Origin of the sequence: Salibacterium aidingense DSM 18341 (assembly GCF_000429685.1) — a bacterium.
Taxonomy (GTDB): Bacteria; Bacillota; Bacilli; order Bacillales; family Marinococcaceae; genus Salibacterium; species Salibacterium aidingense.
This window is the reverse complement of the sequence record NZ_AUCI01000042.1, coordinates 1-13,259: the sequence shown is the minus strand read 5'-3', so window position 1 is coordinate 13,259 and position 13,259 is coordinate 1. Positions and strand designations below refer to the sequence as shown.

Sequence of the window (13,259 nt, the reverse complement as noted above, 5' to 3'; positions counted from 1 at the left end):
CACCGTCTTTTTTAAAATCGCCAGTTCTTCTTCTTTATCCGCCAGTTCCTTTTCTTTGGCTTTCAACTGGCGTTCCAGGTCTTTGACGTGTTGGTGGTCGACAACCGGTTCGTCGTCAAATTCGCGGTATTGCTTCATCCATTCATACAACGCGCTTCGAGGAATCTGTAAGTCCTCGGCAATGTCGGTGATGTTTTTCTGTTGTTTGTGCTGCTGGACATAACGGACCGTGTCCTTTTTAAAAGCTTCGCTGTACTGTTGACGCTGTTCACCCATGGGGGAACCCTCCTTGTTGGTTTTATCATGCCATGTCCATGAAGAAGGTGTCCACTTTTTATTCTAAATTTAAAATGTCCTATTCCTCCATCAAAATAGGAAAAATCGACGCAATAACGGAATAAATGTCCACCCGCCGCCGCATACATCCTCGGGGTGCCCATCCTTCCTTCAAATGAAAAAAATATGACTTTTCTATATTTTTTATTAAGTATTGCAAAAAATAAAGTTTTATGCTTTGCGTATGCCTAGGAAGTATTGTATAATGCAACTACAACATATGGGGCCATTGATAGGTACTTTATCATTTCTACTTTGGCTTTTCACACTACTGCATCAAACTACAACCGCTGCATCGTTTTCCTGTCAATGCGGAATCTTAAAGCATGATAATGATTAAAAGCCCCCGGGGAAGTATTCCCTATTCATTAAAGCTAAGGAGTGGTTTTTTGAGGCCATCAACCGACCGCATGATCACCAGGGTTAAGTCGATTTATCTTTATATTAAAGAGAAAGGGACGGTGACGACAAGGGAACTGGTTGACGAATTCGGAATCACCCAGCGGACGATTCAGCGGGATCTGAACGTGCTGGAATATAATCGTTTGGTGCACAGCCCGTCCAGGGGAAAATGGACAGCTACAAAGAAAAAAGTGAAAGTTTCATAGACATAAACCCGGCGGCAGCGCCGAAGAATACGATACTTGTTTCCTTACACATGATCCGGGATAAAAAACGGGACCGCGTTTGTTAATCTGAAGAAACGGTCCCGTTTTTTGTACGCTGGTAAGCTTCCTCCAGAAGGAGATGGATTTCCCTGTCCTCCATGTCCCTGTACTCTCCTGGGGCAAGTGTCTCATCAAGAGGAAGGCTCCCTATTTGTATTCGTTTTAGATAGGTTACTTTTTTTCCTACAGATTCAAACATACGTTTCACCTGATGAAATTTCCCTTCCCTTATTGTGACGTTAACGCGGTCCGGGGAAGACTCAGGAACGAGGAGCTCTGCCGGTTTTGTCTCATATCCGTCTTCAAGAACAATCCCGCGGGAAAAAGCTTCAACGTCCTCGCGGGCTGCCGGCTGATCCAGAAGGGCTTCATAGGTTTTTGGCACTCCTTTTTTCGGAGACGTCAGGGCATGAGAAAACTTTCCATCATTTGTAATCAACAGCATCCCTTCTGTATCTTTATCGAGTCTTCCCACGGGAAAAGGACGGCGGACGACATCATCCCATTCTAATACGTCCAGAACGGTTTCATGAAAATCATCTTCGGTGGCACTAATGAGCCCTGCCGGTTTATTCATCATGAGGTAAATGTACTCCCGGTAAAAAAAGGGTTCTCCTTTCACTTCTATATGCTGGGTTTCCGGATAAATCTGTTCCGAGCCCTGTGTCACCTTCTTTCCATCAGCCATAACCACCCCTTGTTTTAAAAGCTTCTTCACTTCTTTACGCGTACCAAATCCAGCATTTGCTAACAGCTTATCTGCTCTCATTTTCCTGTTCTCCTTTTTTATGTTGAAGGCTTTGCCATATCTTTTCTGCAAACCTTCCATGTGTTTCTTCCAAATGAGCCTGGATAACACCCGCGGGGATTTGGGAGAGAACCGTTTTCTGAATTCTTTCCGGAATGTTTTCTTGTTCCAGTCGTTCAGATAATGCATCAATCATGGTGATAGTTTCTTCTACAGCTATTTTATTTGCTGCAGCTGCATTTTTTTCCTCAGCCTCCACCACCGAAAAAGCCGGCCCCAGCCAACGCTGTAACTCATTCCGTTCTGCCAGGTATGCTTTTGGCATAAGAAAAAGTCCGCCGTTTCTCTCCCGTACCGCCTGCTGAGCGTGACCTGCAAATTTAGCCGGTACTACATGAAGCCCGGGCGCTTCTTTTTCCACTTCTTCCGCCATGAGAGCCGTGGCCCCCAGATAAAACGTACAATCAGCAGGAAAAAGGTATCGATTCTCTTTTAGAAAATCTATACAGGCCTTTGGAGGAAGAGCTAGAAACGCCTCCTTGTGATCCATAAAAGTATCTGTACCGCCATACCTTATCCGAGGGTCGCGGGATGCAGCTTTTTTCACTTTCCAGGCCGTGCGGTTATAAATGTAAAAACTTTTCTGTTCTTCATTCAAAGCGAGGATCATCCTGGCCAGTTTTCCGAATCCTACCAGAAGCAAAGCAGTCATCCCTCCAAAAAATAAAATCAAATCATCAGAGCATTAGTCCCTGTCAGGCGGCCTGATTCTCGTCCTGCTCTCTTTTAATCCTGTTCCCTTCTCTGGAAATGTTCACTACGATTCCAATCGAGGCTAAGGATACCAATAGAGAAGAACCTCCATAACTAAGAAACGGGAAGGGGAGACCCGTGATTGGAAGAAGGCCGCTCGCGGCACCGGCATTAACGATAGCCTGGCTGACAAGCTGAAATACAATGCCAAAGGCAAGCAGCGTTCCAAACGTCTGCCTGCAGCGAATACCAGCCAGTACTCCCCGCCATGCGATCATTAAAAGACAGAGCAGCACAAACCCAATCCCGAAAATCCCAAGTTCTTCTGCAATCACAGCTAATATAAAATCCGTATGGGGGTCAGGTAAATAGTGCATTTTTTGAACACTCTGTCCCAGACCAGTTCCGGTAAGCCCTCCATGAGCAAAGGATATATAGGACTGTATCAGCTGATAGGCGCCGCCGCTTGCCCGCTCTGCGGTCTCAAATGGGTCACGGAAAGCGATCAAGCGCTGCATGCGGTAGGATTCACTTATCGCGAAGTATGTAATCACGCCTCCGGATAATAAGGCAAGGACTGTTAGGTGCCTCCATTTCGCTCCAGATAAAAAAACAATGATCCCAGCTGTCATTAATATGGCCGCAGCTGTCCCAAGATCCGGCTGCAGCATTATTAAGGAAAATATAAATACGACTACAACCAGCGGCGGCAATACTCCGCTGATAAATTTATTAATATAGGCCTGTTTTTGTGAATATACTTGAGCCAGGTAAATAATGACCGCTAATTTCACAAATTCAGAAGGCTGGATCGTAAATGGGCCGATAGTAATCCAGCTCGTGGCGCCCCGTATATGTGTTCCCACCAATAATACTGTAATCAACAGCAGTACGGATCCTAAGATCAGCAGGGGGGATAGTTTTCTCCACATGTCGTACCGGAAATGCATAAAGAAAACAAGCAGTCCCATCCCAACCACAAACCATATCAGCTGCCGATCGAAGAAATGGGAAGCATTATCATATATATCAATAGCCAGCGGAAAACTTGCACTGTATATCATGATGATCCCAAACATGGTGAGCAGCAGGGCAGAAATTATTAACCACCAATCGTAATCTTTATAGCGTGTCGTTTTCATAATACCCTCCAGGGTTTTGAGCCTGAATTCATTTTAATTTCCAAGTGTTGTTATATTATATCATCGGCCCTTCCCTGAAAAAAGGGGACTTTGCCCCCGTATTTTATAGAGCAGGGCTTACGAAACATCCTTTGTTCTTTTTAACACTGAAAATCGATCCCCTAATATAATTCCGGCCAATCCGGTTTTCACACTTAAAATAAAATACAGCCCCGCTCCGGCAATTACACTGAAACACTCCACCAGAAAAGCATTTCTCCAGGATTGAAGCGGAAACATCGTCAAGGCCCCTTCTTTAACAACCACAACCGCAGCCGCCATTATGACTGTCAGTACAATAATCAACAGCAGCCTTTTCATTAACTTTATGTAGGTAAAAGAAGTGAACCTGCCAATGGCCCAAACATTCAATCCTGTTGCGGCGGCATAGCCCGCGAGTGTACTGAAACTCCCTCCGACCGGACCCATGATGTACAAAAACACATAAGCCGTGGCCCCTTTTATGCAGAGCCCGATCACCAGGGCGGTCACTACATACCGCTGGCGGTTAATCCCCTGCAGAATTGCTGCTGTTACGGAAAAGATAGAAAAGAAAATGGCAGCCGGCGCGTAATACCGTAGAATATAACCTCCCAGTTCCATATCATTCAGACCAAACAACACGGCAAATGTCGGATAAGAAAGTACCATTAATCCGGCAGCAGCAGGTACTGCCAAAAACAGAATCACCTGATAGGTCTGCGTGATCTGACGCTGCAGCAATCCCTTATCATCATTGGTGTAGGAATTGGTGATGGTCGGAATCAAGGTAACCGACATAGCGGTAGCCACTGCCACTGGTATCAATATCAATTTGTGCGCCGATCCGGAAAAAGCTCCATAAGCCGTTTCGGCTTCTCCCTGAGTAAACGACGCTGAAGCCGTCAATGCATTGTTAAAGGTAAACAGGTCAATCATTTGAAAAAGGGGAATAGCCAGACCAACAAAGGACAAAGGCAGCGCATAAGAAATCAATTCCTTATACATCGACGTGAACGGAATTTGGTGATCGATGGTACTGTGATCCATCTCTTTTTGAATAAATGGTTTACGTTTTTTCCAATATATCAATAGGACAGCCAAAGATCCCAGTCCGCCTACAAACGCTCCAAATGTGGCAAAGCCGACAGCTGTGCCGCGGTCCCCGTCAAAAATGTGTAAAATGGCAAAAGCCATGGATAGTATAAAAGAGATGCGGACGATCTGTTCTACAACCTGGGAAACCGCCGTCGGTCCCATCGATTGAAATCCTTGAAAATAGCCGCGCATTACAGACATGCCGGGTATAAGAAGCAATGCGGCGCTTACCATGCGTATCGTGAAAATGACATCACTCATCTCATTGCCGCTCAGCTCATCCGGGCTGGATATAATCCAGCCGGCAATTATCGGAGCCATGAAAAACAATGCGAGAAATGCAAAAAATCCAGTAATACTCATGATGATCAGCCCGGATTTAAATAAACGCCGGCCCGTGTGGTAATCACCAAGCGCATTATATTTAGACACAAATTTCGATACTGCCATCGGCACACCCAGTGTCGCCAGACTTAATAATATGGTATAAGGCTGGTACCCGTATTGGTAAAGAGCCATTCCCTGCTGCCCTACCAGCGCCACAAATGGGAAAACATAAATCATCCCGAGAAATTTGGATAAGAACTGGGCAAGAGATAAGATCATTGTACCCCTGAGAAATTTATTTGAATCGGCCATTCCTTCCACTCCAATTACATTCAGCTAAGAAAGCAGCTTCTTCATCGTGCGGGACTGCTTTTATTGGGTATACGCTGCAGCGGACCGCTTCCGTCCCTCTTGACTGCTAACGCAGGCGTTACAGTATTTAAAATAACTTCTGGTATCTAATCGACCAATTTAATATCAGCTGAAAAGCATTCTATGAAATTTTACCATAATCCGCCGGCATATTCTTCTTTCCTATGCACTGGATTCTTTCATGGCTTTCATATAGATAGAGCGCCGGCGCGGACCGTCAAACTCGCAGAAATAGATACCCTGCCATGTGCCGAGAACAATGTTTCCATTCTCTACAATCAGAGTCTGCTGCGTTCCGACGGTGCTCGCCTTTAAATGCGACGCGGAGTTACCTTCGGCATGCTTGTATTTTGGATGCTCCCATGGGTACACTTCATCAAGTTTCATCAGCATATCATGTTTTACATCCGGGTCCGCATTTTCATTCACCGTGATTCCCGCAGTGGTATGCGGACAATACACAATGACAATACCGTTTTCCAACTTTTGATTTTGAACGAATTGCTGCACATCACTTGTCACGTCCACCATTTCATCGTGTTTTTTTGTATTTACCGTCATCTTTTCCAGCACTAAAATGCCTCCTTTTTTGACAATGGCTTTTATTCTGGCTAATCTAAGCTTATCATCCATTCTGGAAATGATTAAATAAGGCGGGAAAAACATGAATTATAACGTTATTATTATCGGCGGCGGACCAGCCGGGTTAATGGCTGCCGTAGCAGCAGCGGAACACGGGGCCAGCGTCCTTATTGTGGATAAAGGGAAAAAATTAGGAAGGAAGCTGGCAATTTCCGGCGGCGGCCGCTGCAATGTCACCAACAGGATGGAACAGAAAGACTTGATCGAACATATCCCGGGAAACGGTAAATTTATGTACAGTCCATTTTCAATTTTTAACAATGAGGATATTATCGCCTTCTTTGAAAACCTCGGCATTGCTCTAAAGGAGGAAGACATGGGGAGAATGTTTCCTGTAAATGATAAAGCAATAACCGTCGTGCAGACCCTGCTCACAAAAATAAAAGCACTTGGAGTAGAAACAAGATTACAAACAAAGGTCGACTCCCTAGCCTTTGAGGAGGACCGTGTCACCGGTATGACACTGGACAACGGAGAAACACTGGATGCAGATGCCGTTATTATCGCTACCGGGGGGAAATCTGTACCAAATACAGGCAGTACCGGAGATGGCTATCCCTGGGCAGAGGCTGCCGGTCATACTATTACAGAATTATATCCAACCGAGGTGCCCATTACTTCCGCTGCACCCTTTATTAAGAATAAAACTCTACAAGGCCTTTCCCTCTCCAACGTGGCATTAACCGTCTATAATCCCAAAGGCAAAAAAATAAAAACACACCGCGGGGATATGATTTTCACTCATTTTGGCATCTCCGGACCCATCGTTTTGCGGTGCAGCCAATTTGTTGTCAAAGGCTTAAAAAAACATCAAAGCGGCACTCTTCCCATGGGACTTTCTCTCTTTCCGGATAAAAATGCGGAAACCGTATTTCAAGAGCTTGTCACAGCCAAAAAGGAAAACGGGGCGAAAGCTTCCAGAAATGCTCTAAAAAATTGGGGCCGGGAAAGACTGCTTGCTTTTTTTCTGAAACTTGCAGACATCCCGGAAACAAAAGCACTTCAGGATATTCCAAATGAATCCCTCCGCACCCTGTCGCAGCTTCTCACCGATTTTCGATTTGAGGTGAACGGGACTCTCTCCATTGAAGACGCTTTTGTTACAGGCGGGGGTGTATCCATTAAAGAAATTCATCCAAAACGGATGGAATCCAAAATCACGAAAGGTCTCTATTTTTGCGGGGAGATTCTGGATATTCATGCCTACACAGGCGGATTTAACATCACCTGTGCGTTTTCCACCGGATATACGGCAGGAAAAGCAGCTGCGGCGTCCTCCACCCCCACCTCCTTATCCACGTAATGTGGATAAGTTGTTGTGGATGAGGTGTGGAAAATAAAAATGATTCTTACAGTAACCAGCAACTCTTATTCTTTCTCCAGAACCAGTTATTCAAATTGTTATCCACACTTTTTGTACTTATCCACAGAATTATGAACAACAAACGTATGTTTTACCAATAGGAAGGATAGTTCCCTGACTCCCGGTTTCAGACCCGCTTTTTGGGAACCTAAAAGAAACAGGCTAAAATCGCCACATCATGTGGCAACGCCTGCATAACCAACATCCTGTTGGCCCGGTCTCAAAAGAAACAGAGCTGTACCTTTTGATACAGCTCTGTTTCTTTTAACCAGCTACTACAATGTTGACAAGTTTTCCAGGAACCGCAATCACCTTTCGGATTGTTTTCCCTTGTATTTCTTCATTGATTTTTTCGTTTTCTTTTGCAAGCAGTTCTAATTGTTCCTGGTCCGCCTCTTTAGGTACGACCGTTTTAGCCCGGACCTTGCCGTTGATCTGAAGTACAATCTCCACTTCATCTTCAATGAGCATCTTCTCGTCATAATCCGGCCACGGCTCATAGGCAATCGTGCCTTCATGACCAAGCAGCTCCCAGATTTCTTCTGCTACATGGGGAGCTACCGGCGACAACAGCTTTATAAAACCTTCCATCAATGATTTAGGAAGTACATCCTGTTTATAGGCTTCATTGACGAACACCATTAATTGACTGATTCCGGTATTAAAACGAAGATGGGTGAATTCTTCCGTCACTTTGTACACCGTTTTATGGTAGGTACGTACAAATTCTTCCCTGCCTCGGGTTTCCGTGATGGCTTCATTTAATCCCTGCTTTTCATTCGTGAAAATACGCCATACCCGGTCCAGGAAACGGCGGGCGCCGTCGAGGCCGTTTTCCGACCAGGCCACAGAAGCTTCTAGCGGCCCCATGAACATTTCATACAAACGTAGTGTATCAGCTCCGTGTGTTTTGATAATATCATCCGGATTTACCACGTTTCCTTTGGATTTACTCATTTTTTCATTATTTTCTCCGAGAATCATGCCCTGGTTATACAGACGCTGAAACGGTTCTTTCGTCGGCACGACGCCGATATCATACAGCACTTTATGCCAAAAACGGGCATACAGCAGATGCAGGACCGCATGCTCTGCGCCGCCGACATAAATATCAACCGGAAGCCAGCGTTTCAGTTTCTCTTCATCCGCCAGTTTGTCCTCATTGGCCGGGTCAATAAAACGCAGGTAATACCAGCAGCTGCCTGCCCACTGCGGCATCGTATTGGTTTCACGCCGCCCTTTCATACCGGTGGCAGGATCTGTTACTTCCAGCCACTCCCGGGCATTGGCAAGGGGAGATTCGCCGTTTCCGGAAGGCTTGAATTCATCCAGTTCCGGCAGCTCCAGCGGAAGTTCATCTTCCGGAACGGAGGAGAGGGAACCATCTTCCCAGTGAATCATTGGAATCGGCTCTCCCCAGTAACGTTGACGGCTGAATAGCCAGTCACGGAGACGGTAGGTCACTTCTTTCTTTCCTTTTCCTTCGCTTTCCAGACGCTCTGTCATCGCAGAAATCGCTTCTTCGGTATGAAGACCGTTCAGAAATTCGGAATTGACATGCGGCCCGTCGCCTTCATAGGCTTCTTCATCCATATTGCCCCCCTCTACCACTTCCACAATCGGCAGTTCGAACTTTCGGGCAAATTCATAGTCGCGCTGATCGTGGCCGGGTACTGCCATAATAGCACCACTGCCGTAACTGACAAGGACATAATCAGCGATCCAGATCGGCAGCTTTTCTCCGTTTACCGGGTTAATGGCACAGGCCCCGGTAAATACACCGGTCTTTTCTTTCTGCAGCTCCGTCCGTTCCAGATCACTTTTCGTGCCGACTTCCCTCTTATAGGTTTCAACCGCTTCTTTCTGCTCCTCGGTTGTAATCTCTTCAATCAGCTCATGCTCAGGCGCAAACACACAGTATGTAGCGCCGTACAAGGTGTCCGGCCGGGTCGTAAAGGTGGTAAAGGTCTTATCGTGACCGTCAATGTCAAAATAAACTTCTGCCCCTTCTGAGCGGCCGATCCAGTTACGCTGCATATCCTTCACGCTCTCCGGCCAGTCCAGTTCATCGAGATCTTCAAGCAGCCGATCCGCATAGTCCGTGATTTTCAGCATCCACTGTTTCATAGGCCGGCGCTCAACCGGGTGGTCCCCCCGTTCACTTTTTCCATCGATTACTTCTTCATTTGCCAGCACGGTGCCAAGGGCCGGGCACCAGTTAACGGCAACCTCATCGATGTAGGCAAGGCCTTTCTTATACAGCTGGATAAAAATCCACTGTGTCCATTTGTAATACTTCGGATCCGTCGTGTTGATTTCACGGTCCCAGTCATAGGAAAAACCAAGGGCTTTAATCTGGCGTTTAAACGTTTCAATGTTCGCCTGCGTAAATTCTCTCGGATTCTTTCCTGTGTCCAACGCGAACTGCTCCGCTGGCAGGCCAAATGCGTCCCACCCCATCGGGTGAAGGACATTGTACCCCTGCATTCGTTTCATTCGTGAAATAATATCTGTTGCGGTATAACCTTCTGGATGCCCTACGTGGAGCCCTGCTCCGGATGGATACGGAAACATATCCAGCGCATAATAATCTGTTCCGGACTTCGGATGGTCCGGTGTCTTAAAAATCTTGTTATTTTCCCAGTACTGCTGCCATTTTTTTTCGATATCCTGATGGGGGAAAGCCATAGTAGGTGTACCTCCTTTGTTATATCTGTCTGTCTTTTTTATCATCCATAAAAAACCTCCCGCCCCCTACCTTGTTCCTATAGGGACGAGAGGTTGTCCTGCCAATTGCCATTCCCGCGGTACCACCCTGATTGGCATGCTGATATGCACACCCGCTCTTGATGTCCCTAACGCGGATAAACGGCAGAAGATACTTCCTTTTCTCTTCTGCAACTTAAAGGGGAGTTCACAGCTTCCATTGTACGGCTTCCACCATCCGCCGTCTCTCTGCCTCCAGGTTCCCTGTTACTGTTCCTTATCAACGTTGTTTTCGATATAATACATTCTTCACCCGAATTCTATTATCAATACTTGATATTTTATGAATTCCTTCCCTTTCTGTCAAGGGCGCACAGGGTCCAAGCATAAAATGAAGCCAACTCTTATGTATGGATGAATCTTCCCTTTCCATCCTATCATACAACCACTCACTCTTGAAGAAAAAGAAACAGCCGGGGCGGATTTTGGCTGTACAGCAGAATCGTGCTAAAATACAAAAGTATAGCGTATAGAAGGAGAGATTTAATATGACGCTGCATCAAGAAGATCCCCTTCCTCTAACTTGGGGAGAGAAACGTTATCATACATGGAATTACCACCTGCGTGAGCATTTTGGCGAAAAGATTTTTAAAATCCCTCTCGACGGCGGCTTTACCTGCCCAAACCGGGACGGAAAAGCTGCTTCCGGCGGGTGCACCTTCTGTTCTGCCCGTGGATCCGGTGATTTTGCAGGGGACCGGAAAGATGATTTAGTCACCCAGTTTCATGAAATTAAAGACCGGATGCATAAGAAGTGGAAAAATGGTAAATACATTGGTTATTTTCAGGCGTTCAGCAATACGTACGCACCGGTGGAAGAACTTCGCGAAATGTTTGAAGTCATTCTGGAACAGGACGGGGTAGTCGGCCTTGCTATTGCCACCAGACCCGACTGCCTGCCCGATGATGTAGTAGAATATCTTGCTGAATTAAATGAGCGCACCTACCTCTGGGTGGAACTGGGATTGCAGACGGTACATGAAAGCACAGCAGAGATTATCAATCGGGCGCACGATTTCGAATGCTACAAAGAAGGGGTGAATAAACTCCGCGCTCACGACATTCGCGTATGCTCCCATATCATTGACGGGCTTCCCCTGGAGACTCATGATATGATGAAAGAAACAGCCCGGGAAGTGGCAAAATTGGATATCCAGGGTATTAAAATTCATCTCCTCCATTTACTCAAACATACTCCCATGGTGAACCAGTATGAAAAAGGAATGCTGGAGTTTATGGACATGGATGAATACGTCCGCCTTGTTGTCGATCAAATCGAACTGCTTCCTCCGGATATGGTCATTCACCGACTGACCGGAGACGGCCCTGCAGATCTTTTGATCGGACCGATGTGGAGCCTTAACAAATGGGAGGTTTTAAACGCCATCGACAGCGAACTGCAGCGGCGCAACAGCTGGCAGGGAAAATTCTATCAGCCGGAGACGGCCTTATCCCGATGACGCTGCCGACTGTGCTTACTTTTGTCAAGGAATGGATGAAACGATCTCTGAAGGATGGAGACATCGCTGTGGATGCCACTGCCGGAAATGGAAAGGATACACTCTATCTTGCTCAATGCGTCGGGGAAAGCGGCAAAGTATACAGCTTTGATATTCAACACGAAGCACTGGAAAAAACAAGCCGGCTTCTGGAAAATCACCAGCTTCATCAAAGAGTCACCCTTTTGAACGACGGGCATGAAAATGCTGCTTTGAGGATTCCGGAAAACGAACACACCAAGGTGAAAACGGTCATCTTCAACCTTGGTTACCTTCCGGGCGGGAATAAGGCTATTACCACCCGTACAGAAACGACGCTCCAAGCTATTACCCTTCTGTTGGAACGGATGAAAAGCGGCGCCCTTATCATGGTTGTTGTCTATCCCGGCCATCAAGAAGGGAAGAGAGAGAAAGAAGAGCTGGAAGTTTACGCCAATGGCCTGCCGCAGCAAGAGGTGCAGGTTCTTCGTTATGAATTTATCAACCAGGTGAATGACCCTCCTTTTTTATTAATTTTTGAAAAAAGATAGGAAGTGAAGAAAAAATGTCTGTAATTGATTCTATTCTTTCTTTTAATGAAAAATTTGTGGCTGACCGAAGTTATGAACCTTATCAAACGTCCAAACTGCCGGATAAAAAAATCGTTATTTTAACCTGCATGGACACTCGTTTAATTGAATTACTTCCCCAGGCGCTGAATTTAAAAAACGGAGATGCCAAGATTATTAAAAATGCCGGGGCCATGGTCTCTGATCCTTATGACAGTATTATGAGAAGTATCATGGTGGCTCTTTATGCCCTGCAGGCGGAAGAAGTAGCTGTCATCGGCCATTATGGGTGTGGCATGACTGGGTTGACCTCCGATGCTGTGTTGGACCAGGCCCAAAGCCGCGGTGCTGATAGGGAGAGACTGGAAGAAGCCTCCTATGCCGGAGTGGATCTGAATAAATGGATGCAGGGCTTCGATGATGTCGAAGAAAATGTAAGCCACAGTGTACACATGATCCGGCGTCATCCGCTCCTGCCCGCAAATACTCCGGTACATGGTCTCGTCATCTCCCCGGAAACAGGGGAACTCACCGTCATAGAGAAAGAGGCCGGGACAGAAGGATAGGAGATGGCCGAAAACCCGAACAAAACAATGACGATGGGATCGCTGCACCCGGTCACTGCGCTTTCCATGGGGACGGCTTCAGCTCACTTGGTAAAGAAGATCGCATTACCAAGTGAATCTGGAGTCTCCGTGGCCGGCCTCGTCGGAATAGAGAAGGTGGTTGGGCCAAACGAAAGAAAAATTGGTAAAACGGACATCGGGTTTATATAACAAGAACGTCCATTCAGCGGAGTCAAAATAGGTCGACTCCTGCGGGAAAAGCACGAGTCTCGAGACCCCGCAGGAAGGGATTTTTCTCCGAGGGCCCGCAGGATGCGGGTCAGATCGGCGTCGGCAAAGGATGTGCCGTCCTTAGCCGATCCTCCTTTATTCGAGCCGTGCCCGCGGAAAGCGACCTATTTTGACGCAGCGAT

Annotated in this window: 13 protein-coding genes and 1 other annotated feature; of the genes, 6 read left to right on the top strand and 7 right to left on the bottom strand. The window is 46.5% G+C overall.

All coding sequences use genetic code 11. The features are described 5' to 3' along the window. Positions 1–276: transposase (locus G475_RS0121520; RefSeq protein ID WP_026703021.1), on the bottom strand; the 276-nt coding region annotated here is incomplete at its 3' end. 449 nt (positions 277–725) lie between these two features. Here G475_RS0121520 and G475_RS0121515 point away from each other — a divergent pair. After that, the gene (locus G475_RS0121515; RefSeq protein ID WP_026703020.1) at positions 726–944 is read left to right on the top strand and encodes a DeoR family transcriptional regulator; all 219 of its coding nucleotides are present in this window, start codon (positions 726–728) and stop codon (positions 942–944) included. An 82-nt stretch (positions 945–1,026) separates the two neighbouring features. On the opposite strand, the gene G475_RS25970 is transcribed toward G475_RS0121515, so the two are convergent. The 5 genes from G475_RS25970 to G475_RS0121490 form a co-directional block, all read right to left on the bottom strand. Next, positions 1,027–1,773, bottom strand: a complete 747-nt coding sequence (locus G475_RS25970) for a pseudouridine synthase (RefSeq protein WP_051302818.1) — start codon at positions 1,771–1,773, stop codon at positions 1,027–1,029. Next, positions 1,760–2,464 (bottom strand): hypothetical protein, encoded by a 705-nt coding sequence (locus G475_RS0121505; protein WP_156911848.1) that lies wholly within the window; start codon positions 2,462–2,464, stop codon positions 1,760–1,762. The genes G475_RS25970 and G475_RS0121505 overlap by 14 nt, the downstream gene beginning before the upstream one ends. A gap of 43 nt (positions 2,465–2,507) precedes the next feature. Further along, positions 2,508–3,647: a putative lipid II flippase FtsW gene (gene ftsW / locus G475_RS0121500; protein WP_026703018.1), complete on the bottom strand. Its 1,140-nt coding sequence runs from the start codon at positions 3,645–3,647 to the stop codon at positions 2,508–2,510. Between the two features lie 117 nt (positions 3,648–3,764). Further along, the gene (locus G475_RS0121495) at positions 3,765–5,402 is read right to left on the bottom strand and encodes a putative polysaccharide biosynthesis protein (protein ID WP_026703017.1); all 1,638 of its coding nucleotides are present in this window, start codon (positions 5,400–5,402) and stop codon (positions 3,765–3,767) included. 222 nt (positions 5,403–5,624) lie between these two features. Beyond that, positions 5,625–6,035, bottom strand: a complete 411-nt coding sequence (locus G475_RS0121490; RefSeq protein WP_026703016.1) for a secondary thiamine-phosphate synthase enzyme YjbQ — start codon at positions 6,033–6,035, stop codon at positions 5,625–5,627. A 91-nt stretch (positions 6,036–6,126) separates the two neighbouring features. Here G475_RS0121490 and G475_RS0121485 point away from each other — a divergent pair, with 91 nt between their 5' ends. After that, on the top strand, positions 6,127–7,407 hold the full coding sequence (locus G475_RS0121485) for a BaiN/RdsA family NAD(P)/FAD-dependent oxidoreductase (RefSeq protein WP_026703015.1): 1,281 nt from the start codon (positions 6,127–6,129) through the stop codon (positions 7,405–7,407). A 324-nt stretch (positions 7,408–7,731) separates the two neighbouring features. On the opposite strand, the gene leuS is transcribed toward G475_RS0121485, so the two are convergent. Further along, complete coding sequence (gene leuS, locus G475_RS0121480; protein ID WP_026703014.1) at positions 7,732–10,155, bottom strand: leucine--tRNA ligase; 2,424 nt, start codon at positions 10,153–10,155, stop codon at positions 7,732–7,734. A gap of 78 nt (positions 10,156–10,233) precedes the next feature. Next, positions 10,234–10,466 (bottom strand) — a binding site (T-box leader). Positions 10,467–10,721: 255 nt separating this feature from the next. Between leuS and G475_RS0121475 the strand changes: the two genes are divergently transcribed. From G475_RS0121475 to G475_RS0121460, 4 genes are read left to right on the top strand one after another with little or no spacing between them, the layout of a single operon-like run. Next, positions 10,722–11,693, top strand: a complete 972-nt coding sequence (locus G475_RS0121475) for a TIGR01212 family radical SAM protein (protein ID WP_035712373.1) — start codon at positions 10,722–10,724, stop codon at positions 11,691–11,693. Continuing rightward, a complete protein-coding gene (locus tag G475_RS0121470) occupies positions 11,600–12,262 on the top strand; it encodes a class I SAM-dependent methyltransferase (protein WP_233275828.1) in 663 nt (220 codons plus the stop codon). The genes G475_RS0121475 and G475_RS0121470 overlap by 94 nt, the downstream gene beginning before the upstream one ends. A gap of 14 nt (positions 12,263–12,276) precedes the next feature. After that, complete coding sequence (locus G475_RS0121465) at positions 12,277–12,846, top strand: beta-class carbonic anhydrase (RefSeq protein ID WP_026703011.1); 570 nt, start codon at positions 12,277–12,279, stop codon at positions 12,844–12,846. Positions 12,847–12,849: 3 nt separating this feature from the next. Further along, positions 12,850–13,056 carry a hypothetical protein gene (locus G475_RS0121460; protein WP_026703010.1) on the top strand — a complete coding sequence of 69 codons (207 nt, stop codon included), beginning with the start codon at positions 12,850–12,852 and terminating at the stop codon, positions 13,054–13,056. Positions 13,057–13,259 lie beyond the last annotated feature (203 nt).

Bases quoted from the DNA above. Each gene is read 5' to 3' on its own strand.
- G475_RS0121505 (WP_156911848.1), bottom strand. From the start codon at position 2,464: ATGACTGCTTTGCTTCTGGTAGGATTCGGAAAACTGGCCAGGATGATC.
- G475_RS0121495 (WP_026703017.1), bottom strand. From the start codon at position 5,402: ATGGCCGATTCAAATAAATTTCTCAGGGGTACAATGATCTTATCTCTT.
- G475_RS0121485 (WP_026703015.1), top strand. From the start codon at position 6,127: ATGAATTATAACGTTATTATTATCGGCGGCGGACCAGCCGGGTTAATG.
- leuS (WP_026703014.1), bottom strand. From the start codon at position 10,155: ATGGCTTTCCCCCATCAGGATATCGAAAAAAAATGGCAGCAGTACTGG.
- G475_RS0121470 (WP_233275828.1), top strand. From the start codon at position 11,600: ATGGGAGGTTTTAAACGCCATCGACAGCGAACTGCAGCGGCGCAACAG.
- ftsW (WP_026703018.1), bottom strand. From the start codon at position 3,647: ATGAAAACGACACGCTATAAAGATTACGATTGGTGGTTAATAATTTCT.
- G475_RS0121465 (WP_026703011.1), top strand. From the start codon at position 12,277: ATGTCTGTAATTGATTCTATTCTTTCTTTTAATGAAAAATTTGTGGCT.
- G475_RS25970 (WP_051302818.1), bottom strand. From the start codon at position 1,773: ATGAGAGCAGATAAGCTGTTAGCAAATGCTGGATTTGGTACGCGTAAA.
- G475_RS0121475 (WP_035712373.1), top strand. From the start codon at position 10,722: ATGACGCTGCATCAAGAAGATCCCCTTCCTCTAACTTGGGGAGAGAAA.
- G475_RS0121460 (WP_026703010.1), top strand. From the start codon at position 12,850: ATGGCCGAAAACCCGAACAAAACAATGACGATGGGATCGCTGCACCCG.